Origin of the sequence: Microbacterium sp. B19(2022), assembly GCF_012030385.1 — a bacterium.
Taxonomy (GTDB): domain Bacteria; phylum Actinomycetota; class Actinomycetes; order Actinomycetales; family Microbacteriaceae; genus Microbacterium; species Microbacterium oxydans_B.
Window position 1 is genome coordinate 18,419 of sequence record NZ_JAAUVO010000009.1, and the last position, 26,209, is coordinate 44,627.

Here is a 26,209-nt window from a genome sequence, read left to right on the forward strand (position 1 = left end):
TGCGTGGAACGTTAGGAAAAGCTACATTCGACTCATCGCCACCGACGACGAGGAGTTCCGTGGACACCGACGTTCTGCGCACGGCCGCACCCGCACGCACTCTGACCATGCCCTCGGGCGAGGGATGGTGGCGCACGGCGGTGATCTACCAGGTGTACGTGCGCAGCTTCGCGGACGGCAACGGCGATGGGATCGGCGATCTCGCCGGCGTGCGCTCACGGCTGCCCTACCTGAAGAGCCTCGGTGTCGACGCCCTCTGGTTCACGCCGTGGTACCAGAGCCCGCTCGCCGACGGCGGCTACGACGTGCAGGACTACCGGCTCATCGACCCGCGCTTCGGCACGCTCGAGGAGGCGGAGCAGTTGATCGCCGAGGCGCTCGAGTACGGCATCCGCACCATCGTCGACATCGTGCCGAACCACATCTCCGACCGGCACGCATGGTTCCAGCAGGCGCTGGCGGCGCAGCCGGGGAGCCCGGAGCGCGAGCGCTTCTGGTTCCATCCCGGTCGAGGCGCGGACGGCGACGAGATGCCGACGAACTGGGTGTCGAGCTTTCAAGGCGAGACGTGGACGCGCACGCGGAACCCCGACGGCACTGCAGGGGAGTGGTACCTGCACCTGTTCACGCCGCAGCAGCCCGACCTCAACTGGAACCACCCCGATGTCCGGCGCGAGCACGAAGACGTCCTGCGCTTCTGGTTCGACCGCGGAGTCGCCGGGGTGCGCATCGACTCGGCCGCCCTCCCGGTCAAGGACTCGGCGCTGCCCGACCTTCCCGCCGGCACGGCGCCGACCTCGGGGCATCCGCACATCGACCGCGACGAACTGCACGACATCTACCGCGACTGGCGTGCCGTCGCCGACGAGTACGACGGCGAGCGCGTGCTCGTCGGAGAGGTCTGGCTCGACGACGCGGAGCGCTTCGCCCGCTACCTGCGCCCTGGCGAGATGCACACCGCCTTCAACTTCGGCTTCATGACGCAGCCGTGGAGCGCCCAGGCGATGCGTGACTCCATCACACGCACCCTCGCCGAGCACGCGCCCGTCGGCGCGCCCGCGACCTGGGTGCTCTCGAACCATGACGTCACCCGGCCGGTCACGCGGTACGGGCAGGCCGATTCGTCGTTCGCGTTCGAGCGCAAGCGGTTCGGCACCCCGACGGATGCGGCTCGGGGCGCGCGCCGGGCCCGCGCGGCCTCGCTGCTCGTCGCCGCTCTCCCGGGCAGCCTCTACATCTACCAGGGGGACGAGCTCGGTCTGCCCGAGGTGGAGTTGCCGCTCGACGCGATCGAGGACCCCATGCACTTCCGCTCCGGTGGTGTTGATCCGGGACGCGACGGATGCCGGGTGCCGCTGCCCTGGGCGGGCACGGTGACCCCCTACGGCTTCGGCGGCACCCCGTGGCTTCCGCAGCCGGACGACTGGGTGACGCTCACCGTCGAAGCGCAGGATGCCGACCCCTCCTCGACTCTGAACCTGTACCGCGCGGCTATCGCCCTGCGCGCGCAGATCGCCGACTTCACCGGCAGCGATCTGGAGTGGTTGGAGCTCGGAGCGGACGTCCTCGCGTTCCGCCGGGGCGACGGCACCGTCAGCATCACCAATCTCGGGGCCGTGCCGGTGCCCCTCCCCGCGCACCACGAGGTGCTTCTCGCCAGCGCTCCGCTCGACGGTGCGCTGCCCGCGGATTCCACCGCCTGGCTCGCGCTCCGCCCGGCGGCGGTCTCGTCGCGAGCGACCGACTAGCCCTGCACCACCCGATCAGCACCACCTGGAAGGACACAGACAATGAAGTCACCGATGAAAGCCCTCGTCGCCGGCGTCGCCGTGCTCACGACGGCCGGAGCCCTCGCCGGCTGCTCGTCGAGCGGCAGCGACAGCGCCGACGGCAAGACCGAGCTGCGGGTCGCGACGTTCCCCCCGGGAGCCGATGCGGCCGCCTATGAGGCGTTCGCCGAACAGGAGAAGCAGTTCGAGAAGGAGCACCCCGACATCGACATCGTGGGTGTCGAGTACGAGTGGGAGGGCCCGACCTTCGCCGTGCAGCTCGCCGGCGGAAGCCTGCCCGATGTCTTCACCGTGCCGTTCACCGACTCCAAGACGCTGCTCGAGAACGGGCAGCTGACGGACGTCACCGACGCGATCGAGGAGCTCGGCTACACCGACAAGTTCAACCCGATCATCCTTGACGGTGTCACAGGAGACGACGGCAAGATCTACGGCTTCCCGCGCCAGGCGTATGCGGCCGCACTGCACTACAACCGTGACCTGTTCGAACAGGCCGGACTCGACCCCGACAGCCCGCCGGAGACGTGGGACGAGATCCGCGAAGCGGCCAAGAAGATCACGGATGCCACGGGCAAGGCCGGCTACGCGCAGATGGCGATCAACAACACCGGCGGCTGGCAGCTCACCTCGCAGACGGTGGCGCGCGGCGGCCGCACGCAGACCGACAACGGCGACGGCACGGCGGAGTCGACGATCGACAACGACGCCACCAAGGCCGCGCTGCAGTTCCTGCACGACGTGAAGTGGGAGGACAACGCCTTCGGTTCCAAGGTCGACCTCGACTGGGGAACCATCAACCAGGAGTTCGCGGCCGGCAACATCGGGATGTACACCTCGGGCTCGGACATCTACACCGCGCTCGTGCGGGACTTCGGCATGGACTCGGACATCTACGGCATGACGGTCGTGCCGATGGAGGGCGATGACCCCGGCACTCTCGGCGGCGGCGACATCGCCGTGATCAGCCCTACGGTCGACGACACGACGAAGGCCGCCGCGGTGACCTGGATCGACTGGTACTACATGCAGAAGCTCATGGACAAGGATGCCGCAGTGCTCGACGCGAAGACCCTGAACGAGTCCGGGCAGGCCGTGGGCACCCCGCTGCTTCCCGTGCTCAGCCGCGAGCTGTACGACGAGTCGCAGGAGTGGATCGCCGACTACATCAACGTGCCGGTCGACCAGATGGCGCCGTTCAGCGACCGCATCTGGGACCAGACGCCGGTCGGTGAGCCGAAGGTGAAGACGCAGGAGGTCTACGCGCTCCTCGACACCGCGGTGCAGACCGTTCTGACCGACCAGAACGCCGACATCGACGCGCTGCTCGCCCAGGTGCAGACCGATGCACAGGCGAAGCTCGACGAGTAACGCTCCATGACGATGACGCTCCTCGAGCAGCGGGCGGCGGCGGAGGACTCTCCGCCGCCCGCTGTGCGCCGTTCCCGCCGCCGCTCACCGCTCACGTGGTTCCGCGGCGGCGGGCTCGCGAACCTCCTGTTCGTGCTCCCCATGCTGTTCGTGTTCGTGTTCTTCTCGTGGTCGCCGATCGTGCAGTCGGTGATCATGAGCCTGCAGAAGACCAACCTGATCGTGTCCGAGTGGGTCGGATTCGACAACTACCTCGCCGTGATCGGCGACCCCGAACTCGGCCGCGCCGTGATCAACACCCTGTGGTTCGCGGTGCTCGCTCTGCTGTTCGGCTTCCCGTTGCCGCTGCTCATGGCCGTGCTGATGAGCGAGGTGCGCCGCGGCAAGGGCATCTACTCGGCGCTCGCGTATCTCCCCGTCGTGATCCCGCCCGTGGTGGCGGTGCTGCTGTGGAAGTTCTTCTACAGCGCCGACCCGTCCGGTGTGTTCAACACGGTTCTCGGCTTCGTCGGCATTCCCCCGCAACCGTGGATCCAGGACGCCGTGCAGGCCATGCCCTCGCTCGTGCTCGAGGCGACGTGGGCGGGAGCCGGAGGTTCGATCATCATCTACCTGGCTGCGCTGCTGGGCGTGCCGCCCGAGCTGTATGACGCGGCCGAGGTCGACGGCGCCGGCATCGGGAAGAAGATCTGGCACGTCACGCTGCCGCAGCTGCGCGGCATCCTCTTCATCATGCTGATCCTGCAGGTGATCGCCACCGCGCAGGTCTTCCTCGAACCGTTCCTCTTCACCGGCGGCGGTCCGGCTGGAGCGACCAAGACCGTGCTGCTGTACATCTACGACAAGGCCTTCCGCAACAGCCTGGGCGGCGACTACGGAGAGGCGACGGCCGTCTCGGTGCTGCTCGCCATCGTCCTCGCCCTCCTTTCCTGGCTGTACTTCAAGCTGACCGACCGTTGGAGCACGACGTGAGCCTCACCACCCGCCTGTCGACCCGTGCCGCGGAGAAGGCGGCAGAGAAGGCCGCCGACCGCGTCGGAGATCGCACGGTCATCTCCGACTCCGAGCGCCGGCGCCCCGGCATCCGCGTCGGGATGTCGATCACGCATGTGTTCCTCACCGTCGGGCTGGTCGTCGCCGGCCTCGGCCCGATCCTGTGGCTCGCGAAGTCGGCCATCACGCCGACGCAGGACACCCTGCAGCAGCCGTTCGCGCTGTGGCCGAACGGCATGGACTGGGAGAACCTGTCGACCGCGTGGAACGACATCCACATCGACCAGTACTTCTTCAACACGGTGATCATCGCGCTCGGCGCCTGGTTCGTGCAGCTGTTCATCGCGACGACCGCGGGCTATGCGCTCTCGGTGTTGCAGCCGAAGTACGCGCCGATCCTGAACGCGCTGGTGCTGGCGACGCTGTTCATCCCCGGCATCGTGCTGCTCGTGCCGCTGTACCTGACGATCGTGCATCCGCCGCTGCTGGGGGATGTGAGCCTGCTCAACAACTACCTCGCCGTGTGGCTGCCGATGGGGGCGAATGCGTTCAACATCCTGCTGGTCAAGCGGTTCTTCGACAGTCTGCCTCGTGAGGTCTTCGAGGCCGCGCGCACCGACGGTGCCGGGCCCTTCCGACTGTTCTGGTCGATCGTGCTGCCGATGTCGAAGCCGATCCTCGGCGTGGTCTCGGTGTTCGCGATCATCGCCGCGTGGAAGGACTACCTCTGGCCCATGCTCGTGCTGCCCGACCCGTCGGTGCAGCCGCTGTCGGTGCGGCTTCCCGCCGTGCAATCGCAGACCGAGCTCGACGTGTTCCTCGCGGCCCTCGCGATCGCGACCCTCATCCCGATCGCAATGTTCCTGATCTTCCAGTCGGTGTTCCTGCGCTCGGCCGGACTCGGGGGTGCGGTGAAGGGCTAGTCCGGCTCAGCCGGTGGTCGAGCGCCGCACGATGAGCTCCGGTGGGAACACGGTCTGGCGGGGGATGCTCTCCGGGTCGGAGGCCTCTTCGAGCACGATGCGCAGGGCCGTGCGGCCGATCATCCGACTGGGCTGTCGGATCGATGAGAGCGGCACCGCGGCGGCCGCGGCGAACGGGATGTCGTCGAAACCGATCAGCGCGATCTCGTCCGGGACGAGCACTCGTCCGCCGGCGACGAGCGACTGCAGCAGACCGAGCGCCAGCAGGTCGTTCGCGGCGAACAGCGCATCCGGCCATTCGCGGCGCGGGCGGGTGAGCAGCTTCGCGCCGGCGGCGGCTCCCTCCTCCACCGTCATGGCCGAGGTGGGGACGACTTCGAGGTCGACGTGCACGGAGGCGTTCTCGGCGGCGGCGCGCGCCCCGGCGAGTCGGTCGGTGACCTGACGCATGTCGAACGGGCCGCCGACGAAGGCGATGCGGCGCCGTCCCACCTCGATGAGGTGCTCGACCGCGAGACGTCCGCCCGCGACGCTGTCGACGGAGACCGAGGAGAATCCACTGTCGGCGCTGAACCTGTCGACGAGCACGGTCGCGATGCCGCTGGCGCGGAACCGGCGGAGCTGCGTCATGACATCGCCGTACGGGGCGATCAGGAGGCCACGCACCTGCTGCTCGCGGAAGAGGTCGAGGTAGACCTTCTCGCGGGAGGGGTCGTCGTCGGTGTTGCCGTAGAGGATCGCGATCCCGTGACTGGACGCCTCATCTTCGGCGCCGCGCACCACGTCGCTGTAGAACGGGTTCTGCCCGTCGAGGACCACGAAGCCGACCGTCGTGCTGACGCCGGCGCGCAGTTTGCGGGCGGCGTCGTTGCGCACGTACCCGAGTTCCTCGATGGCCCGGCTCACGCGAGCCACCGAATCGCTGGAGACCTCTTCCGGACGGTTGAGAACGTTCGAGACGGTGCCGACGGACACCCCGGCGCGGAGGGCGACATCACGGATGCTGACCGGCACGGCTCTCCTCTCGTCGTCGGGCGGATCACGGTTCGAGCATCGGGGCTTGACCTGAGGCTCGCATCACATACACTAGCCTGAAACCCGCCTGAATCGATTCAGGTAGATTCATTCCGCACAATCATCCCCCTCAACGGAGAGGAAAGCCCGTGGTCGACGAAGCACCCGCCCGCAGTGCTCCCCCCACCGCGCTCGAGCTGCACCGTGTCGTGAAGTCCTTCGGGCCCGTCATCGCGCTGCGCTCCGGAAGCCTCACGCTGCAGTCGCGGTCCATCCACGCCCTCATCGGCGAGAACGGCGCCGGCAAGTCGACGCTCGTGAAGATCATGGCCGGGCTCTACCGCCGTGACTCGGGCGACTTCCGTCTGCACGGCGAAGACGTCGACTTCACGAGCACCGCCCAGTCGAAGGCCGCGGGCATCGCGGTGATCTACCAGGAGCCGACGCTCTTCCCCGACCTCTCGGTCACCGAGAACATCTTCATGGGTCGCCAGCCGACGGGTGCTCTCGGTCGAATCGACCGCAAGGCCATGCGCACCGAGGTCGACCAGATCTTCCGTCGCCTCGGTGTCGCGCTCGATCCCGACCGCATCACCGAGGGCCTCTCGATCGCCGACCAGCAGATCATCGAGATCGCGAAGGCCATCTCGCTCGACGCCAGTGTGCTGATCATGGACGAGCCGACCGCGGCGCTCAGCGGCGTCGAGGTCGATCGGCTGTTCGCGGTCGCGCGGAGCCTGCGCGACGAGGGCCGCGCGATCCTGTTCATCTCGCACCGCTTCGACGAGGTGTTCGACCTGTGCGACACGGTCACCGTCATGCGCGATGGTGCCTACATCGACACGACGCCCATCGCCGAGACCACGGTCGACGACCTCGTGCGGCAGATGGTCGGACGCGACGTCACCGAACTCTTCCCGAAGCAGGCGGCCGAGATCGGCGAACCGCTCCTCGAGGTGCGCGGGCTCACCAGCCCCGGTGTCTTCCACGACATCTCCTTCACGGTGCGCGCGGGCGAGATCGTCGCGCTCGCCGGACTCGTCGGCGCCGGCCGCAGCGAGGTCGCCCGCGCCGTGTTCGGTGTAGACGGCTACCGCGAGGGCGAAGTGCGGATGCTCGGCGCCGGTGTGCCGCGCCGCAACCCCACCGCCGCCATGCGCCACGGCCTCGCCCTCGTGCCGGAGGACCGGCGCAAGCAGGGCCTCGTGATCGATGCGAGCGTCGGCGGTAACATCACCCTCGCCATCCGTCGCAATCTCGCCAAGTGGGGCCTGATCACCACCGGCATGGAGAACCGTGCGGCGAAGATCTGGGCGTCTCGCCTCGAGGTCAAGACGCACGCGCTCGACACCGTGGCGGCCACCCTCTCCGGCGGCAACCAGCAGAAGGTCGTGCTGGCCAAGTGGCTGGCTACCGACCCGCGAGTGCTCATCATCGACGAGCCGACCCGAGGTATCGACGTCGGCACCAAGTCCGAGGTGCACCGGCTGCTCTCGCAGCTGGCGGGCGAGGGGATGGGGATCCTGATGATCTCGTCCGAACTCCCCGAGGTGCTCGGCATGGCCGACCGCGTGCTCGTCATGCGCGAGGGCCGGATCACCGCCGAGCTCGACCGTGAGGACGCCACCAGCGAAAACGTCATGTTCGCCGCCACGCACGCATCGGAGCAGCACGCATGAGCACCACGGCACTGGCCGCACCGGCACCCGCGTTCGCGAAGAAGCCCGGCGGCATCGGACGCGCGCGCGAACTCGGCATCTTCGCCGCCCTCGTCCTGGTGGTCGTCGCGGCCACCGTGAAGAACCCGAACTTCCTGTTCAGCGCCGACGGGTGGCGCGACCTGCTGCTGACGCCGTCGATCCTCGTGCTCGTGGCCGTCGGACAGGCGATCGTCATCATCACCCGCAACGTCGATCTCTCGGTCGGCTCGGTCATGGGGCTCACCGCCTTCCTGACCGGACGGCTCTTCATCGACGTGCCCGGCATCCCGATCCCGATCGTCGTCATCGCCGCCGTGATCTTCGGCGCTCTCCTGGGGCTGGTGAACGGCGCGCTGGTGGCTTTCGCCAAGGTGCCGGCGATGGTGATCACGCTGGGCACGCTGTATGCCTACCGCGGCATCAACGTGCTCTGGACCGGCAGTGACCAGGTGCACCCCTCCGATCTCCCGAAGGACTTCCTGCGCCTGGGAACCCAGCAGATCCTCACGATCCCGGTGCTCTCCATCGTCGCGATCATCGTGCTGGCGCTCGCCGCCTGGTACATGCGCAACACCCGCGGCGGCCGCGAGTACTACGCGATCGGATCCGACCCGGGAGCCGCCGAGCTCTACGGCCTCAAGACCACCCGCCGGGTGCTCAGCGCGTTCGTGCTCTCGGGAGCTCTGGCCGGACTCGCGGGTGTGTTCTATGTGACGCGGTACGGATCGGTGAGCTCGCAGGTCGGCTCGGGCTGGGAGCTGGATGCCGTGGGTGCGGCCGTCATCGGCGGCATCGCGATCACCGGCGGCGTCGGCTCCGTGTGGGGTGCGGCGATCGGCGCGATGCTGCTGATGACCATCAACCGGGCGCTGCCCATCCTCGGCATCCCCGACTTCTGGCAGCGCGCCGTGGTGGGCGTGCTCATCATCGGAGCAATCGTGCTCGACCGGCTGCTCGCCGTACGACAGAAACGGCAGCTCATCGAGGCAAGGGACGAATCATGACCACGACCACCACCTCCGGGGTCCGGGTGATCCGGGACTACGACCGGCCCCTGTGGCGACGCATCCTCATCAACCGCGAGTTCGCGACGATCGGCCTGCTCGTGCTGGTCGTGCTCGTGTCCGTCGTGTCGATCCGCGGGTTCGCGCAGCCCATCACCGTCAACTACCTGCTGCTCGACGTCGCCCCGATCCTGCTGATCGCCCTGCCGATGACCCTCGTCATGATCACCGGCGAGATCGACCTCTCGGTCGGTTCGATGGTGGGCCTCGCCAGCGTCGTCACGGGTGTGCTCACCGAGTCGGGCGCACCGTTCGAGGTCGCCGCCCTGGCCGCTCTCGCGGTCGGTGTCATCGGCGGAGCGTTCAACGGCTTTCTCGTCACGGTCGTCGGGCTGCCATCGCTCGCCGTCACGATCGGCACGCTGGCGCTGTTCCGCGGACTCGCCGTCGGCCTGCTCGGGACCACAGCCGTGACCGACTTCCCGGAGATGTGGACGGCACTGGCGAAGGCGAAGATCGCCGGCACCACCATCCCGTACATCGTGATCCCGTTCCTGATCCTGCTCGCGATCTTCGCCGTGATGCTGCACTTCACCCCGTTCGGCCGCGGCATCTACGCGATCGGACTCTCGAAGGACGCGGCCCGATTCTCGGGTGTGCACGTCGAGCGGACGAAGTTCATCCTCTTCATGCTCTCGGGGGTGGTCGCGGCGTTCGCCGGCATCTTCTACACGCTGCGCTTCGGCAGCGCCCGCGGCGACAACGCCACCGGGCTCGAGCTCCAGGTCATCGCGGCCGTGGTCCTCGGTGGGGTGTCGGTGTTCGGCGGGCGGGGGCACCTGCACGGCGTCGTCGCCGCGGTGCTCCTGATCGGGGTGCTCGGCAGCGGTCTTCGCCTCGCCGGCGTCACCTCCGACGTCATCAACATCATCACCGGTGGCCTGCTGATCTTCTCGGTCGTCGCAGCCAGCGTCCTCGCCTGGGCGCAGCGCGTCCGTGCCAAGGCCGGGCCACCGCTCCGCGTCGCAGCCTCTCCCGCACCATGAGGCAGCCTCTCGTCGTCGGCATCCGCCCACGGCGATCATCACGAAAGGAAGAACAATGACGTTTGCACGCAAGAGGGTCTCGGCGTTCGCCGCCGTGGCCGTCGCCGCAGCGCTCGTGCTGACCGGCTGCGCCGACACCGGCAGCGGGTCGGGCGACGCAGGCTCCGGCGAGGGCGGCGGATCCGACAACCTGTCGATCACGTTCCTGCCCAAGAACCTCGGAAACCCGTACTTCGACACCTCCAGCGAGGGTGGCAAGAAGGCCGTCGAGGAGTTCGGCGGCACGTTTGCCGAGGTCGGCCCGGCCGAGGCCACGCCCGACGCCCAGGTGAGCTACATCAACACCGCCACGCAGCAGGCGGTCGGCGCGCTCGTCGTCTCGGCGAACGACCCGAAGGCCATCTGTGACGCGCTCAACGAGGCACGGGACGCCGGAGTGAAGGTCGTCACCTTCGACTCCGACACCAACCCCGAGTGCCGCGACCTGTTCATCAACCAGGCCGACTCCGAGGGAATCGCCAAGGTGCAGATCGATCAGATCGCCGAGCAGATCGGCGGAGCGGGCGAGATCGCCGTGCTGTCGGCATCGGCCAACGCCACGAACCAGAACGCCTGGATCGAGCTGATGAAGGAGTACGTCGCGAGCGACTACCCCGACATCACGATCGTCGAGACCGTCTACGGCGACGACGAAGACCAGACGTCGTTCGACAAGACGGCGGCCCTGCTGCAGAGCCACCCCGAGCTGAAGGGCATCGTCTCGCCGACCACGGTCGGTATCGCGGCAGCGGCGCGCTACCTCTCCACGTCGGACTACAAGGGCAAGGTCGCGCTGACCGGGCTCGGCACGCCGAACCAGATGCGCGAGTACGTGGAGGATGGCACCGTCACCTCGTTCGCGCTGTGGAACCCGGCCGACCTCGGCTACCTATCGGCCTTCGCGGCCAAGGCACTGGTCGAGGGCGACATCACCGGCAAGGAGGGCGACACCTTCGAGGCCGGTGACCTCGGCGAGTACGAGGTCGGCGCCGACGGCGTGGTCCTGCTGGGAGACCCGTTCGTGTTCAACGCGGACAACATCGGCGACTTCGACTTCTGAGTCGCCTCGCGAGAGGGCGTCGGGGCTTCGGCTCCGGCGCCCTCTTCGCGTACGCCCCGGGGTCTCTTCGCGTACGCTTCGGCGTCGGGCGGACTTCTCGGCGATGGGCGGAGGTCTGCCCCGCGATCGTCCGCCCGACGGCGAGAACTCCGCCCGAGGCGTGGACCCCGCGGAGCGGGGGCGCGGGTCGGCGTGGGTCAGCGCGGGTCGAAGCGCGTCGGAGCGTGCGTCGCGGCGACCACGGCGCGCAGCTCCTCGAGCGACGCGGGTGCGGCGCCGAGGGCCCGGGCCTGGACGAGCACGTTGCCGAGAGCCGTCGCCTCGACCGGACCCGCGAGCACCGGCAACCCCGTGCGGTCGGCCGTGGCCTGGCACAGGAGTCGGTTGAGCGATCCGCCGCCCACGAGATGGATGCTGTCGAGTTCGCGGCCCGAGAGGTCCGCGGCCGTCTGCACGGCGTCCGCGAAGGCCGCGGCGATCGACTCCACGATCGAACGGGTGAACGCCGGTCGTGAGCTCGGGGCATGGTCGCCGAGGACTGCCGCGATCCGCCCTGGCATGTCGCCGGGCGCACTCAACGACGAGTCGTTCGCATCGAACACCGGCACCTCGTCGGCGACCTCGGATGCCGCGGCGAGCAGCTCCGGCAGATCGATGCGTGAACCGTCTTCGGCCTCCCAGGCGCGCACGGTCTCGCTGAGGAGCCAGAGCCCCGTGACGTTGTGCAGGAACCGATAGCGACCGTCCACGCCGAGTTCGTGGGTGAAGTTCGCGGTGCGAGCGGCATCCGTCAGCACCGGCTCCGTGAGCTCCACGCCGACCAGGCCCCACGTTCCGCAGGAGATGTACGCGGAGTGCGGTGTCGACAGGGGAGCGGCGACGACGGCCGATGCGGTGTCGTGCGAGCCGACCGCGATCACGGGCAGGTCGATGCCGATGGTCGCCACGAGCTCGGGCCGAAGGCGGCCGATGGTCGTGCCGGGATCGACGAGCGGCGGCAGGATGCGCGACGGGATGCCGAGGCGACCGGCCAGCTCGTCGTCCCAGTCGCCGGATTCGACGCCCAGCAGACCGGTGGTCGAGGCGTTCGTGCGCTCGGCCACCGCGACACCGGTGAGCAGGAAGGCGATGAGGTCGGGGATCAGGAGCGCAGTATCGGCGTCGGCGAGGCGTTCGTCGACGCGGTACTGGTACAGCGTGTTGAAGGGCAGGAATTGCAGGCCGTTGCGCTGATACAGCTCGGCGAACGGCGCGATCGCGTGCACTTCGTCGACGCCACGCGCAGAGCGCCCATCGCGGTAGTGGAACGGCTCTGCGAGCAGCTCGCCGTCTTTCAGCAGACCGTAGTCGACGGCCCACGAGTCGATGCCGATGCTCTCGATGCGCGGCTCACGGCGCACGGCCTCGGCGAGTCCCGCCACGACGTGCTCGTACAGGGCGCCGAAGTTCCAGTGCAGTCCGTCTGCGCGCTCGACCGGTCCGTTCGGGAACCGCGACACGAGCTCGAGGTCGAGTTTCCCGTCGCCGATCCGCCCGATCATCACGCGCCCGCTGGTCGCGCCGAGGTCGACCGCCGCGACCGCGCGGACGCTCATCGGGGTTCTCCGTTCGTCGAGTGCACGGCATCCGCCCGAGTGCACGGCCGGTCGACGTGAACAACGCGTGCACTCGGCGCGAAGCCGTGCACTCGACGGACGGGAGTCATCGCAGGAACGCCGCGGCGACGCCGGAGTCGACGGGGATGTGCAAGCCCGTGGTGCGGCTGAGCTCGGGGCCCGTGAGCACGTAGACCGCGTCCGCCACGTTCTCGGGGACGACCTCGCGCTTGAGGATCGTGCGGTTGGCGTAGTACTGGCCGAGGTCCTCTTCCGCGACACCGTAGGTCGCTGCGCGGTTCGCGCCCCAGCCCGAGGCGAAGATGCCGGAGCCGCGCACGACGCCGTCGGGGTTGATGCCGTTCACGCGGATGCCGAACTCGCCGAGCTCGACCGCGAGCAGGCGCACCTGGTGGGCCTGGTCGGCCTTGGTCGCGGAGTAGGCGATGTTGTTCGGACCGGCGAAGACCGAGTTCTTCGACGAGATGTAGATGATGTCGCCGCCGAGCTTCTGATCGATGAGCACGCGCGCGGCGGCCTTCGACACGAGGAACGAGCCCTTGGCCATGACGTCGTGCTGCAGATCCCAGTCCTTCTCGGTGGTCTCCAGCAGCGGCTTCGAGAGCGAGAGCCCGGCGTTGTTCACGACGAGGTCGACGCCGCCGAATGCGAGCACCGCCTCGTTCAGCGCGGCCTGCACGGCATCGGCATCCGCGACGTTCGCGGCGACGCCGATCGCGACATCCGTGTTCCCGAGTTCCGCGGCGGCGGCCTGGGCCTTCTCGAGGTCGAGGTCGGCGATCACGACGCAGGCGCCCTCGGCGGCGAGACGGGTGGCGATGGCCTTGCCGATGCCGGAGGCGGCGCCGGTGACGAACGCGATGCGGCCCTGGTGTGTCTTCGGCTTCGGCAGGCGCTGCAGCTTGGCCTCTTCCAGTGCCCAGTACTCGATGCGGAACTTCTCGGCATCCGAGATCGGCGCGTAGGTCGACAGCGCCTCGGCGCCGCGCATCACGTTGATCGCGTTGACGTAGAACTCGCCGGCGACCCGGGCGGTCTGCTTGTTGGCGCCGTACGAGAACATGCCCACGCCGGGGATCAGAACGATGAGCGGATCGGCTCCGCGGATCGCGGGCGACTCGGCGGTGGCGTGCGCGTCGTAGTAGGCCTGGTAGTCGGCGCGGTACTGCTCGTGCAGCTCGTGCAGACGGGCGATCTGCTCCTCGGCGGAGGCCGTGGCCGGCAGGTCGAGGATCAGCGGCTTGACCTTGGTGCGCAGGAAGTGATCGGGGCAGCTGGTGCCGAGAGCGGCGAGTTCGGGCGCCTTCTCGGATGCCAGGAAGTCGAGGACCACGTCGGCGTCGGTGAAGTGTCCGACCATCGGCTTGTCGGTCGATGCGATGCCGCGGACAGTGCCGGCGAGGGCCGCTGCGCGCTCGCGGCGCTCGGTCGCGGCCAGAGCCTCGAAACCGGAGCGGACGCCGCCGAACGGCTGAGCCTTGCCGTGCTCGGCGATGTATGCGGCCGCGGTGTCGATGATCCACAGCGAGTTGGCCTCGGCCTCTTCCGAGGTGTCGCCCCAGGCCGTGATGCCGTGGCCGCCGAGGATGGTGCCGATCGCCTGCGGGTTCTGCTTCTTGATCGCGGCGATGTCGAGTCCGAGCTGGAAGCCGGGGCGACGCCACGGAACCCAGACGACCTTGTCGCCGAAGATGGTCGCGGTCAGCGCCTCTCCGTCGGCGGCCGTCGCGATCGCGATGCCGGAGTCGGGGTGCAGGTGGTCGACGTGCGCGGCGTCGACGAGCCCGTGCATCGCGGTGTCGATCGAGGGGGCGGCGCCGCCCTTGCCGTGCAGGCAGTAGTCGAACGCGGCGACCATCTCGTCTTCCCGGTCGATGCCGGGGTACACGTCGACCAGAGCGCGCATGCGGTCGAGGCGCAGCACAGCGAGGCCGCTCTCCTTCAGGGTGCCGAGGTCGCCACCCGAGCCCTTCACCCACATGAGCTCGACGGGCTGCCCCGTCACGGGGTCGATCTCGGTGCCCTTGGCGGAGGTGTTCCCGCCGGCGTAGTTCGTGTTCTTGGGGTCGGCGCCGAGGCGGTTCGACCGAGCGATCAGGGCGGCGGCAGTGGGGTTCGTCATGACTCTCCAAGACAGGGGCGATGCACACGACCATGTGCACTCATGCTGTTACTTCTTGTGAAAGATAACACGAAACCACGTCAGTGCGAAGTGGTCAGAGGATGTCGGCGGTCTGCCGGAAGGCGTTGAGGCGCTCGTCTCCCGGGTCGAGTTCCGTGATGAGCACCGAGATCTCCTCGCGTTCCAGTGCGCGGGCGACGGAACGGCGCTCGAGCTTGCTGGAGTCGATGCACACCACCGTGGTGCCGGCGTTCGCGGCCATCGCCTGCTTCAACTCCGCCTCGTCGACCGACACCTCCGAGGTGCCGTCGGTGCTGTCGAGTGCATCTGCCGACGAGAAGAAGATGTCGAAGTACACCGATCGCATGCTCCGGCGCGCGATCGGTCCGACGAGGCTGCCCGTGGTCGGCTCGGCGGTCCCGCCGGAGATCACCGCCGTCACGCCGTCGAGTGGTTGCAGGAGCTGGAACGACTCGAACGAGTTCGTGTACGCCGTGAGTCCGGCTCTCGGGCCGACGATCGAGGCGAGCATGTTGACCGTCGAGGAGGCGTCGAGCGCGATGCTGCCCTGAGCGGGAACGAGCCGGAGCGCCTTCTCGGCGATCGCCCGCTTCGCGCTCGCGCGGATGGCCCGCCGCGCATCGAACGGGCGAGCTCGCGGAGCCGCGGTCGCCCCGCCGCGCACGCGCCGCACGCGCCCCTCGGCCTCCAGCTCGAGGAGGTCGCGCCGGATCGTCATCGACGACACGGAGAAGAGCTCGGCAGCGGCCTCGATCATGACGCCCTGAGGGCTGTTCGCGAGTTCGACGAGTTCGTCTCGGCGGCGCTGCGCCTCGAGATTGCCGGAAAGAGCCATGGGAGGAATCTATCCGGTGCGCGCGAGGCCGACGCTATCGGGTGCGACGTCGACGAGCCGCGACGGACAGGTGGATCAGTGCAGCTCCGAGCGCCACCGCGAGCATGCCGGACAGGAGCGCCGGAAGGGGCTCGGACCCGCTGTCCGCCAGGACGGGGCCGCCCGTCGGCGAAGGATCGGGCGTGGCCGGTGCGGCGGCGAAGCCCACCGATGTCGCTGCGGGCGCGAGCAGCCCGGTGAGTTCGTATGCGACCGGATCGAGGACGTACTCGCCCCCGGACGACACGAGGTCCAGCGCGAGCGAGCACGAGACGTCCGTCGGTCCGAGGCTGCCGCGACCGACGATGCTCGCCGACGTCACATCGAGCGCGCCGTTCGGGCAATCCGTCTCGATGGCGGGGTCGTCCGCGGGAACGAGACCAGCGGGCAGGGCGAGGTCGAAGCTCCATTCCGGTTTCGCCCCGCTGGGCACGATGGGCGATCCTGCGAGATGCGTATTGGTGACGGTGAGCAGCAGGCGGGCCGGCTGGTCGGCGGCGTAGGCGTCGCCGCTCGGGGGCGCCGCGATCACCGCATCGAGCTGCGGAGTCGTGTCGATGAGGGCGAGGTTGTCGAAGGCGTTGTCATCGCCACCGCCTCCACCCAGGGTGTTGAGCAGCGCCACCTCCATGCTCGTCGACCGCGCCAGCAGCGAGGTGAGTCCGCTGAAGGTCCCCACGTTGTTCCCGTTGATCTGATGGACGGGCAGATCGCACGCGGCGATCGGGCCGGGAAAGGCGTCGACCGGAGCGGACGCGCCGTCGTCCAGGCTCAGTGCCAGGTTGACGGGGTTCGTGGTCCAGCAGTTCGCCTGGGCCACATCGATGGTCGCCGTGTAGTAGTGCCCGACGGTCACCGGCACCACGGTCGCGGCCATCACTCCGGCCGGCGAGTCGCCCTGCGTGTAGGAACTCACCGCGTGGTTCGCTCCGGGTTCGGGGCGGGGCACTGCGGGATACGGGTACTCCGGATCGGATGCCCACGCACCCAGCGTCTCGGCGAGACCGCGCGACTGGTTCCACCCGCTCTGCTGGCAGTCCGCCGCCTGGGAGGCCGTGGGAAGGGTCGAGACGTCATCACCGGCGACGATGAGCCCGTTGCAGAATTGGCCGTTCCAGGCCGGGTCGGCCCGGTACAGCTCCCCGTTGCGGCCGACGTATCCCGGCACCGGCGGGGCGATGCCGTCGTCATAGTCCGCGATCGTCTGCACGAACTCCGGTGTCGCCGGAGGCACGGGGCCCTCGAAGCCCTCATACAGCACTACGGTCGGCGCTCCCATGACTCCCGGCGACCCCGGTGCGGCAGTGGCAGTCGAGGCGCCCGACGCGATGATCACGCCGAGCGCCGCGGTCGCTCCCAGGAAGGGGAGCGACCGACGGGCGCGTGACCTGCGAAGGGCCGGCATGCTCCGAAGATACGCCGTGCATTCCCCGCTGTCGACGGGTGTGGTCAGGCGCCCCAGCCGGCCTGCACGCCGCCGACGCGGTCGGCGGCGATCTTCTGCTGGTAGCCGGACGCAGCGTAGGCGGCCATCGGGTCGGCGGCCAGACCGCGCGACTCGCGCCACTCGGCCAGGGCCGGGCGCACGTCGGTGTAGAACGCATCCATGAAGACGGCGTTCGCGGCGAGCACGTCGCCCGACTTCTGCGCGGCGGTGAGCGCATCGTGGTCGACGAGCAGCGCGCGGGCGGTCATCTCCTGCACATTGAGCACGGAGCGGATCTGGCCGGGGATCTTGTCCTCGACGTTGTGGCACTGGTCGAGCATGAATGCCACATCGGGGTTGTTGAGGCCGCCACCGCGGATGACCTCGAACAGGATGCGGAACAGCTGGAACGGATCGGCCGCGCCGACGATCAGGTCGTCGTCGGCGTAGAAGCGCGAGTTGAAGTCGAACGAGCCGAGCTTGCCGAGGCGCAGCAGCTGCATCACGATGAACTCGATGTTCGTCCCGGGCGCGTGGTGACCGGTGTCGAGGCAGACCATGGCCTTATCGCCGAGGGCGCTGACCTGCGCGTAGGACGTGCCCCAGTCGGGAACATCGGTGTGGTAGAAAGCCGGCTCGAAGAACTTGTACTCGAGCACCAGGCGCTGGTCGTCGCCGAGGCGTGCGTAGATCTTCTGCAGCGACTCCTGCAGGCGGTCCTGCCGGCCGCGGAGGTCAGCCTGGCCCGGGTAGTTCGAGCCCTCGGCCAGCCAGATCTTGAGGTCGCGGCTGCCGGTGGCGTCCATTACGTCGATGCAGGCGAGGTGGTGGTCGATGGCCTTCTGGCGGACGCCTGCGTCTTCGTGGGTGAGGGCGCCGAACTTGTAGTCGTCGTCCTGGAAGGTGTTGGAGTTGATGGTGCCGAGCGTGACGCCCAGGTCTTCGGCGTGCTTACGCAGATCGTCGTACGAGTCGACGAGGTCCCACGGGATGTGCAGCGCGACCGAGGGGGCGAGGGCGGTGTACTTCTGTACCTGCGCCGCATCGGCGATCTTCTCGAACGGGTCGCGCGGGGTACCGGGGGTGCCGAACACCTTGAACCGGGTGCCCGAGTTGCCGAACGCCCAGCTGGGCAGTTCGATGCCCTGCTTCTCGAGGGTTGCGAGGTGGTCGGGGGAGAGGATGCTCACGATGCACTGCTTTCTGAGTCGTTGCCGGATGTGGAGTCGTCGTCGGATGCTGCGTGCCCGCCGGCGGTGGCGAGCTGGTCTTCGAGGTGGAACACCTCGGTGAGTGCGGTGGCGGCCTGGTCGGGCCGACCGTCGAGGCCCTGGAAGAACCGGCTCATCTCGGCCTCCCAGCGCGCGGCGACCGGAGAGGCGGCGAGGTACGCCTGGGCGGCGGCATCGTCATCGGTCTCGTAGTAGCCGATGAGGGTGCCGTGACCGCCGAGGAACAGTGTGTAGTTGCGGCGCCCGGCGGCGGCGATCTCGGCCAGCATCTCCGGCCACACCGGAGAATGCCGAGCGAGGTACTCGTCGAGCAGCTCGGCACGGATCTGCAGCTGGAAGGCGACGCGCGTCATGGGGCTCCTCTGCCGTGGTGACGGGAAGATCTGAATCGTTTCAATACTCATGCTACGCAGGGCTCCGGCTGCCCGTCAAGCCGGAGCCTCGACGATCGATTGCCGTACACTGCGGACAGCATCCGAAGCGACGAGGAGCAGCAGTGGCAGTGAGTGTGCGCGACGTCGCAGCGGCGGCAGGTGTGTCCGTCGGAACGGTGTCGAACGTCCTGAACCAACCGGACAAAGTCGCGGCGACGACGGTCGAGCGGGTGCAGGCGGTGATCGCCGAGCTCGGTTTCGTGCGCAACGATGCAGCCCGCCAGCTGCGCGCCGGTCGCAGCCGCAGCATCGGGCTGATCGTGCCGGACGCGGGCAACCCGTTCTTCGCCGACGTCGCCCGTGGCGCCGAAGCGCGCGCCGACGACGACGCCCTCGCCGTGCTGCTCGGCAACAGCGACGAGAACCCCTCGCGGGAGGACAGCTACCTCGACCTCTTCCGCGAGCAGCGGGTGAACGGTGTGCTGATCACCCCCGCATCCGAAGACAGCGACAAGCTGCTGCGCGTGCAGGCATCGGGCATCCCGGTGGTCTTGGTCGACCGTGAGGTGCCGGGGTCGGCGTTCTGCTCGGTGTCGGTCGACGACGTCGAGGGCGGATTCCTCGCCGCCCGGCATCTCCTGCAGATCGGACGGCGTCGTCTCGCCTTCGTGGGTGGCCCGGAGGGGATCACCCAGGTCGCCCAGCGCCTCGAAGGCGCTCGCCGAGCGGTCGCCGAGGTCTCCGATGCGACGCTCGAGGTGATCCGGATGCCGGCACTCACGGTGCTGCACGGACGCGCTGCCGGCGAGGAGATCGCCGCGCGTGCCGTGGGAGAACGTCCGGATGCGGTCTTCGCGGCGAATGACCTGCTCGCGGTGGGGATGCTGCAGGCGCTGACCCTCTTGCGCACGATCCGGGTGCCGGAGGACATCGCGCTGGTCGGCTACGACGACATCGACTTCGCGACCGCCGCCGTCGTGCCGTTGACGTCGGTGCGCCAGCCCGCCCAGCTCATCGGACGCACCGCGGTCGAGCTGCTGCTGCGGTCGATCAGTGATCCCGACGGCGAGTATGAGCGGCGGGTGCGGTTCCGCCCCGAGTTGATCGTGCGGCAGTCGACTGACGGCTGACCTTCGGCTCACGGCCGGCAGTCACCCCGACAGTGGCACCGAGCGCGTATGGGGGCCGTGCCCGAGTTCCTCGACGTCCGAGCCCAGAAGGTCGAGCTCGGCGGTCGCACCGACGGGCACGACGAGGTCGACCTGCAGTTCGTCCTGCTCGACGCGCCACGAGATCGACGCCTTGCCGTACGGGGTGAGCTGTGTCGCCGACGCATGGGTCAGCCCGCCCCCTGGTCGGGGCGCGAACCGGATGCGTCGGTAGCCGGGCTCGGCGGGGGCGAGCCCGGCGACACTGCGGTGCAGCCAGTCGGCGACCGCTCCCAGCGCGTAGTGGTTGAACGAGGTCATGGTCCCCGGGTTGACCGAACCGTCCGGAAGCAGTGCATCCCACCGCTCCCAGATCGTCGTCGCCCCCTGCACGACCTGATACAGCCAGGACGGGCAGTCCTTCTCGAGCAGCAGGTCGTATGCGGTGTCGACGTGGCCGGTGAGGGTGAGGGCGTCGCACACGAGGGGAGTGCCGACGAAGCCCGTCGCGATGCGGTTGCCGTCGGCATGGACGAGTTCGGCGAGACGATCACCCGCTTTCGCGCGCTGGGCAGGGTCAGGGAGTAGATCGAACGCGATGGCGAGCGCGTAGGCGGTCTGCGCATCCGAGGGCATCGTGCCGTCGGGCTTCACGTACGCGGCACGGAAGGCTGCTGCGACCTCCGCGGCGAGAGCGGCGTACCGGTCCGCATCCGCTGAGCGGTCGAGCACGCGAGCCATGTCGGCGACGGCGCGCGCCGATCGCGCGAAGTAGGCGGTCGCGACCAGATAGCGGTCGGTTCGCCCATTGCCCGGGTCCTGCGGAGGAGCTGCGGGGTCGAGCCAATCGCCCAACTGGAAGCCCTCGTTCCACAGCCGGTCGGGGCCGGCGACCGATTCGATCTTGTCGACCCATCGCCGGGCGCTCTCGAACTGGGCAGCCAGAACACCGACGTCGCCGAAGCGCTGGAAGAGAGTCCAGGGCAGCAGGGTCGCGACGTCACCCCACGCGGCGCCGGGCCGGATCGGATCCCACACCTTGTGGGTCGGGATGACGGGGACGAACCAGGGGACCGTCCCGTCGGGAAGCTGGTCCGCCTCCACGTCGCGCAGCCAGCCGGAGAGCATTCCCGAGACGTCGAACAGCGTCGACGCGGTCGGGCCGAACACCTGGATATCGCCCGTCCACCCGACGCGCTCGTCGCGCTGCGGACAGTCGGTCGGGATGTCGACGAAGTTGCCCCGCATGCCCCAGACGACGTTGCGGTGCAGCTGCTCGACCAGCGGGTCCGAGCAGGCGAACCAGCCGGTGCGCTCGAGGTCGGTGTGCAGCACGCGCGCGGTGAGCGCGCCGGCGGCGGCGTCCACATCGAGGTCGCCCGGCCAGCCGTCGACCTCGACGTAGCGGAAGCCGTGGAACGTGAACCGCGGCTCCCACTCCTCGCCGTCGGGGCGCCCGGCCAGCGTGTAGTGGTCGGTGGCTCGGGCGCTGCGCAGTGGACGCGTGTAGATCTCGCCTTCCTGCAGCACCTCGGCCGTGCGGAGTGTGACGGTCGAGCCCCGCGGTCCCGTGACGCGGATGCGCACCCGTCCGACCATGTTCTGGCCGAAGTCGAGGATGCGTGCCCCGCTCGGTGAGGTGAGCACGGCGATGGGCGCGACGGCTTCGGTCACTCGGACGGGCGGTCCGGTCGGCGCCACGAGGGTGCGCGGGTCGCGATCGCGCACGGTGACCGGCATACAGCCGCTGTCGTCGAATGCGGCGGTCGACCAGCGCGGCAGCTCCTGCCGCGCGTCGTGGTCCTCCCCGTCGTAGATGCCGGAACGGAGGATCGGGGAGGGCGCGCCCTCCCAGGTGTCGTCCGTCGCGAGGGTCTGACGTGTTCCGTCGGTGTAGGTAATCTCCAGCTGGCCGAGGAACGACAGGTCCCCGCCGAAGATGTTGCGGCGACCGCCCCGCCAACCGAGTCGACCTCGGTACCAGCCGTCGCCGAGCCAGGCGCCGAGCGCGTTCTCGCCGTCGCGCAGCAGGTCCGTCACGTCGTACGTGTAGTAGCGGAGTCGCTCGCGATAGACCGTCCAGCCCGGTGAGAGGGTGTCGGAGCCGACGCGGATGCCGTTGATCTCGGCGTCGTACAGGCCGTGCGCGGTGGCGTACAGCCGCGCGCGGGCGATCTCGCCGTCGATGAGGAATCCCCGCCGCACAAGAGTCGCCCGACGGGCATCGCTCTCCGGATTCTCGTCGAGCTCCAGTCCGACCGGCCGCGCGGACCAGTCCTCCGGGTGCAGCAGACCCGTCTCCAGCCACGTCTCCGGGCTCGGGTCGGACCAGCTGCCGTCGGCACCCTGCACCGCGACGCGCACGGCGACGCGATCCCGAGAATCGAGCGCGCGGCTCGGCCAGGGCACCAGCACCTGCTCGGCGGAGGCGACCTCGACGGTTTCCTCTCCCGCGGGGCCGACCACGGTGATCGCGTACGCCTGCTGGCTCCAAGCGCGGGGAGCGTCGCTGAGCGTCCAGCTCAGTCGCGGGCGGGATTCGCCGATGCCGAGTGGCTCCCGGTGGTGTTCGATGCGCGGCGCGGAGACGGTCGTCATGGTGTTCATCCTTGCGGATGGCCCCTCCTCGCGCCCGCTCAGGCCTCAGACCGTCGTCTCTCGACGGGGTCGATGCACGTCCTTCGCGCTCGGTATCCCCTTCGAGAAGAGCAGCGAGAAGAGGCTGATCAGGATCAGCCCGAAGAAGGCGATGCGCAGCGACGACAGCTGAGAGTCGCGGTAGACCGTCGCGAGGGTGTCAGCATCCGCGTCGCTCAGGCCGGCTTTCTCGGCGATGGCGGCGACGTCCGCGGCGGGCACGATCGTCACGCCGTGCTCCGTCGCGGCTGCCACGGTCGTCTTCGTGGCGTCGGGCAGGTCGCTCGCCGCCACCCCCGAGGCGAACGACGTCGACAGCGCCCCGATGAGGATCGAGCCGATGAGCGCCGTTCCCAGCGACGAGCCGAGGTTCTGGAACACTCCCTGCAGGCCGCCGACCTCGCTCGTCTCTTTCTCGGTCACACTCGACATGTTCACGTTGCCGAGCTGCGAGGCGAGCAGCCCGAGCGCGGCGCCGGCGAGGAACATCCCGGTGGCGAAGAATCCGCTGCGCAGATCGCTGGTGGCGGAGCCGAGCAGGATGAGCGCGCTGACGACGAGCACCAGTTGACCGATCCGCACGATCGTGCGCGGAGACAGCATGCGCGAGAGCCGGGTGCCGACGATGGAGAACAGCACGAGGGCGATCGAGAGCGGGAAGATCCGGATTCCGGTCTCCAGAGCGTCGAGTCCGAGCGTCATCTGCAGGTACACCGGCACCATGAAGAACAGGCCGGCGGTGACCGTGTACTGCGCACCGAGCACCGACAGCCCGCTGCGGAGGGAGCGGATCGCGAACATCCCGACATGTACGAGCGGTGCGCGGCCGGTGCGTTCGAGGCGCCGCTGCCGGGAGAGGAACAGCGCGAGCAGGACGACCCCGAGCACGATCAGCCATGCGGCGGGGGAGATGCCCAGCGGCGCGATCACGACACCGCCGACGACGGGCGGATTCAGGGGAAGGACCCACCCCCACGTCTTGCTCTGCAGCATGCCGAACACCACGGCCACGAGTCCGAGCGAAGAGAGCGCGACGCTGAGGATGTCGATGCGCACACTCTGCCTCGGCGTCGGATCCGTGACGATCCGCGCGCACAGCACCACGCCGATCATGATGAAGACCTCGGCGACGAACACGTAGCGCCAGTCGAGGTACGTCGTCACGAATCCGCCGATCAGCGGCCCGGCAGCGACGGCCGCGCCGGAGACGGCGCCGATGATCGCGAAGGCGGTGATCCGCTCGCGACCGACATAGTTGTCCGCGACGAGCGCCGCGATCGCCGGGATGACGAGCACGGCACCGAGTCCTTCGACGATCGACCAGCCGAGGAACAGGAACTGCACGTTCGGACTGAGTGCCGTGATCAGCGAGCCGGCGGCGTATACGCACGACCCGATCACGAACGCCCTGCGGCGCCCCCACACGTCGCCGAGCTTCGCGCCCAGCAGCATGAATGCGGCCATCGTGAGCGTGTAGAAGGTGATGGCGCCCTGCATCGCGGCGACGGTGGTGTCGAGGTCGGTGACCACGGTCGAGATCGAGACGTTCATCACGGTGCCGTCGAGGACCATCACGAACTGGGCAGATCCGAGGACGGCGATGACGCCCCATCTCTTCATGACGACTCCTTCGATGGTGCGGGGGCGGCGGTGGTGGTGTTCGCTCCGGCACCGCGCATGATGCGGGCGACGGCGGTGATGAGGAACAACTGACCGGTGATCGCCTCGGCGACGGCGACCGCCTGAGACGTCGCATTCGCGGGAACGAGATTGCCGTAGCCGGTCGTCGTGAGTGTGGTGAAGGAGAAGAAGAGCTGGTTGGCGAGGGAGTCGTCGTCGGGGCCGCCGAACATCGGCTCGGGGGAGACGAGGGAGAGCAGATTGAAGACGAAGGTGAAGAACAGGCCGACCAGCACATAAGCGGTGACGGCCGCCAGCAGTGCCTCGGCATTGAGCCCGCGGCGCTTCACCTGGTCCCCGATGATCGCGACGGGGGATGCGAGCAGCGCGATCATCGTCGCGGCGGAGAACGCGATGTCGAGGATGTGGCCGCTCGCGCCGAGGAGCGTCGCCACGATCGTGGCCACCCCGGCGGCCGACAGGATCACCCACGCCACGTGCTGCACCATGCGGGGCGCGGCGGTGACCCGGAAGACCACGGCGACCGTCATGAGGGTCACCAGGAAGGCCCACGGGCTCGGGTTGGGGCCACGCTGCGCGGCGCACAGCGCATACGACACGACGACCAGGGCGGCGACGACCGCATACCCGGATGCCCCGCTGAAGAGCAGATCGGGGCGCCGTTGCTCGACGCGGGACCTCGCTGTCCGTGCGGAGGCGCTCACCGTCCCGGCTCCCCGGTGCCCATCGTCGGCAGTCGCCCGGAGGCGCGGGCAGCGAGGAAGGTCGCGTAGTCCTCCTCGTTCTGATCGGCGTAGGCATCGGCGAAGGCGCAGATCGCCTCTTCGAACGCCCGGCCCCGGCCGAGGTAGCCGGCGACCTCGAGGCGGTCTCCGCTCCTCGCGTGCCCGCGTGCGAGGGTCTCGCCGCAGATGCGCGCGTAGAGCGCAGCCCCTCTCGGGGTCATCGTCTCCGGATCGATCCCGCCCTTCCAGTCGTGGAGCTGGCGCACATAGAAGTCGCGCGTGACGCCGTCGGTGCCGGTCACCCGCTGCCAGCCGAGGAAGAGGTCGCTGGCTGCCTGCATGAGCCGTTGCCCGCGCACGACCCGTTCTCCCTCGCTGTCGTGGGTGCCAGGGCCGAGGAACCGTTCGAGCACCGACGGCTGTGCGGTCTTCGCCTGCAGCAGCAGGGGATCTCTGTCGTCTCTGCCGCTGAGGAGGATGATCCAGGCGCGCGTGCCGACGCTGCCGATCCCGCCGACCGTCCTGGCCATGTGTCGGTAGCGGTACTCGGAGATCGGATGCCGGTCGCCCGGCAGCGTGTCCTGATACGCCGCGAGGAGATCGCGCATGATGCCGACCTCGTCGCGATCCTGAACGGCTCCGGGAAGGAGATCTTCGACCGGCGTCACCAGCGGCGGGTTCGAGATGATCCTCAGCCGGCCGTCCACGACCTGCACCAGTTTCGCGAACGAGCGCATCCGGTGGCGCTTGCGCGCCTTCTTCACGGCCGCGTCAAGCCGCGCGACCGTCTCGTCGTCTGCGCGTCGCCGGTCTCGTTCGGCACGGATGCGTCTGCGTGCGCTGTCGGCATCGAACCGTTCGTACCAGGCGTCGAGCACCGGGGCGTCGGCCGCTCGCCGCATGGTCTTCCGATACCCGATGACCGAGGCGCGGACGCACGCCTCGATCTCGGCCGCCGTGAATCCGCGATGGCGTCCGGCCACCGCGAAGCTCGTCGCCAGCCGCTTCAGGTCCCACTCGAACGGCCCGGGGAATGTCTCGTCGAAGTCGTTCATGTCGAAGAGCAGCCGACGCTCCGGCGTGCCGAACAGGCCGAAGTTCGACAGGTGGGCGTCGCCGCACAGCTGCACCGTGATGCCGGTATGCGCCGCGGTGGCGAGGTCCGACGCCATCAGCAGTGCGGAGCCCCGGAAGAAGGCGAACGGCGAGGCGGACATCCGCTCGTATCGCAGGGGCACGATGTCGCGATCGCGGGTCGTGGCCTGCCCCTCGAGCAGCGCGACCGGGTCGGGGCGGTCCGCGCCCGGAAGCCACGGCCCCTGCTGCGAGCGGGGTGCGCGGGTGCGCGCGTCGCGGCCGCGGTTTCGTCGGACGACGAACTCCGGCGCCACCGCATCCGGCGCCGCGAAGTCGTCGCGCCCGTCGGCGTTTCGGTCACTGGCCATGTCGCACCTCG

At 69.0% G+C, this 26,209-nt stretch carries 20 protein-coding genes; 9 read left to right on the plus strand and 11 right to left on the minus strand.

Features of this window, described 5'->3' with window-relative positions; translation table 11 throughout:
* Positions 1-107: 107 nt before the first annotated feature.
* Genes HCX50_RS09730 through HCX50_RS09745 form a run of 4 tightly spaced genes read left to right on the plus strand, consistent with a single transcriptional unit; the run spans position 108 to position 5,074 of the window.
* Entirely contained in the window at positions 108-1,748 is a 1,641-nt protein-coding gene (locus HCX50_RS09730; RefSeq protein ID WP_205829000.1) for a glycoside hydrolase family 13 protein, read from the plus strand.
* Between the two features lie 42 nt (positions 1,749-1,790).
* Positions 1,791-3,158 carry an extracellular solute-binding protein gene (locus HCX50_RS09735; protein ID WP_167634073.1) on the plus strand — a complete coding sequence of 456 codons (1,368 nt, stop codon included), beginning with the start codon at positions 1,791-1,793 and terminating at the stop codon, positions 3,156-3,158.
* Between the two features lie 6 nt (positions 3,159-3,164).
* Positions 3,165-4,130, plus strand: a complete 966-nt coding sequence (locus HCX50_RS09740) for a carbohydrate ABC transporter permease (protein WP_205828993.1) — start codon at positions 3,165-3,167, stop codon at positions 4,128-4,130.
* Complete coding sequence (locus tag HCX50_RS09745; RefSeq protein ID WP_091035694.1) at positions 4,127-5,074, plus strand: carbohydrate ABC transporter permease; 948 nt, start codon at positions 4,127-4,129, stop codon at positions 5,072-5,074. The genes HCX50_RS09740 and HCX50_RS09745 overlap by 4 nt, the downstream gene beginning before the upstream one ends.
* 6 nt (positions 5,075-5,080) lie before the next feature.
* Here HCX50_RS09745 and HCX50_RS09750 read toward each other — a convergent pair whose 3' ends face one another.
* Positions 5,081-6,088, minus strand: coding sequence for a substrate-binding domain-containing protein (locus tag HCX50_RS09750; protein ID WP_167634075.1), 1,008 nt, complete (start codon positions 6,086-6,088; stop codon positions 5,081-5,083).
* A gap of 149 nt (positions 6,089-6,237) precedes the next feature.
* On the opposite strand from HCX50_RS09750, the gene HCX50_RS09755 reads away from it, so the two are divergent.
* From HCX50_RS09755 to rhaS, 4 genes are read left to right on the plus strand one after another with little or no spacing between them, the layout of a single operon-like run.
* Complete coding sequence (locus HCX50_RS09755; RefSeq protein ID WP_091035689.1) at positions 6,238-7,767, plus strand: sugar ABC transporter ATP-binding protein; 1,530 nt, start codon at positions 6,238-6,240, stop codon at positions 7,765-7,767.
* A complete protein-coding gene (locus HCX50_RS09760; protein ID WP_091035687.1) occupies positions 7,764-8,792 on the plus strand; it encodes an ABC transporter permease in 1,029 nt (342 codons plus the stop codon). The genes HCX50_RS09755 and HCX50_RS09760 overlap by 4 nt, the downstream gene beginning before the upstream one ends.
* The gene (locus HCX50_RS09765; protein WP_167381639.1) at positions 8,789-9,838 is read left to right on the plus strand and encodes an ABC transporter permease; all 1,050 of its coding nucleotides are present in this window, start codon (positions 8,789-8,791) and stop codon (positions 9,836-9,838) included. The genes HCX50_RS09760 and HCX50_RS09765 overlap by 4 nt, the downstream gene beginning before the upstream one ends.
* Positions 9,839-9,893: 55 nt before the next feature.
* Positions 9,894-10,937, plus strand: coding sequence for a rhamnose ABC transporter substrate-binding protein (gene rhaS, locus HCX50_RS09770; protein WP_091035684.1), 1,044 nt, complete (start codon positions 9,894-9,896; stop codon positions 10,935-10,937).
* A 197-nt stretch (positions 10,938-11,134) separates the two neighbouring features.
* Here rhaS and HCX50_RS09775 read toward each other — a convergent pair whose 3' ends face one another.
* The 6 genes from HCX50_RS09775 to HCX50_RS09800 all read right to left on the minus strand — a co-directional run bounded on the left by HCX50_RS09775 (position 11,135) and on the right by HCX50_RS09800 (position 18,581).
* On the minus strand, positions 11,135-12,532 hold the full coding sequence (locus HCX50_RS09775) for a rhamnulokinase (RefSeq protein WP_091035682.1): 1,398 nt from the start codon (positions 12,530-12,532) through the stop codon (positions 11,135-11,137).
* A 106-nt stretch (positions 12,533-12,638) separates the two neighbouring features.
* On the minus strand, positions 12,639-14,675 hold the full coding sequence (locus tag HCX50_RS09780) for a bifunctional aldolase/short-chain dehydrogenase (protein ID WP_167634077.1): 2,037 nt from the start codon (positions 14,673-14,675) through the stop codon (positions 12,639-12,641).
* Between the two features lie 94 nt (positions 14,676-14,769).
* Positions 14,770-15,531 (minus strand): DeoR/GlpR family DNA-binding transcription regulator, encoded by a 762-nt coding sequence (locus tag HCX50_RS09785; protein ID WP_167634079.1) that lies wholly within the window; start codon positions 15,529-15,531, stop codon positions 14,770-14,772.
* 34 nt (positions 15,532-15,565) lie between these two features.
* Positions 15,566-16,975 carry a hypothetical protein gene (locus tag HCX50_RS09790; protein WP_091035674.1) on the minus strand — a complete coding sequence of 470 codons (1,410 nt, stop codon included), beginning with the start codon at positions 16,973-16,975 and terminating at the stop codon, positions 15,566-15,568.
* 44 nt (positions 16,976-17,019) lie between these two features.
* Complete coding sequence (gene rhaI / locus HCX50_RS09795; RefSeq protein ID WP_167634081.1) at positions 17,020-18,186, minus strand: L-rhamnose isomerase; 1,167 nt, start codon at positions 18,184-18,186, stop codon at positions 17,020-17,022.
* Positions 18,183-18,581, minus strand: a complete 399-nt coding sequence (locus tag HCX50_RS09800) for an L-rhamnose mutarotase (RefSeq protein WP_167634083.1) — start codon at positions 18,579-18,581, stop codon at positions 18,183-18,185. The genes rhaI and HCX50_RS09800 overlap by 4 nt, the downstream gene beginning before the upstream one ends.
* Positions 18,582-18,724: 143 nt before the next feature.
* Here HCX50_RS09800 and HCX50_RS09805 point away from each other — a divergent pair, with 143 nt between their 5' ends.
* Positions 18,725-19,732: a LacI family DNA-binding transcriptional regulator gene (locus HCX50_RS09805; protein ID WP_337749436.1), complete on the plus strand. Its 1,008-nt coding sequence runs from the start codon at positions 18,725-18,727 to the stop codon at positions 19,730-19,732.
* A gap of 21 nt (positions 19,733-19,753) precedes the next feature.
* Here the strand turns inward: HCX50_RS09805 and HCX50_RS09810 are convergent, their stop codons facing one another.
* From HCX50_RS09810 to HCX50_RS09825, 4 genes are read right to left on the minus strand one after another with little or no spacing between them, the layout of a single operon-like run.
* On the minus strand, positions 19,754-22,348 hold the full coding sequence (locus HCX50_RS09810) for an alpha-L-rhamnosidase (protein WP_167634085.1): 2,595 nt from the start codon (positions 22,346-22,348) through the stop codon (positions 19,754-19,756).
* Between the two features lie 45 nt (positions 22,349-22,393).
* Positions 22,394-24,007, minus strand: coding sequence for an MFS transporter (locus HCX50_RS09815; protein ID WP_167634087.1), 1,614 nt, complete (start codon positions 24,005-24,007; stop codon positions 22,394-22,396).
* Positions 24,004-24,732 carry an ion channel gene (locus tag HCX50_RS09820; RefSeq protein WP_167634089.1) on the minus strand — a complete coding sequence of 243 codons (729 nt, stop codon included), beginning with the start codon at positions 24,730-24,732 and terminating at the stop codon, positions 24,004-24,006. The genes HCX50_RS09815 and HCX50_RS09820 overlap by 4 nt, the downstream gene beginning before the upstream one ends.
* Entirely contained in the window at positions 24,729-26,198 is a 1,470-nt protein-coding gene (locus HCX50_RS09825; protein ID WP_167634091.1) for a DUF2252 domain-containing protein, read from the minus strand. Before HCX50_RS09825 ends, HCX50_RS09820 begins: the two co-directional genes overlap by 4 nt.
* Positions 26,199-26,209: the final 11 nt, after the last annotated feature.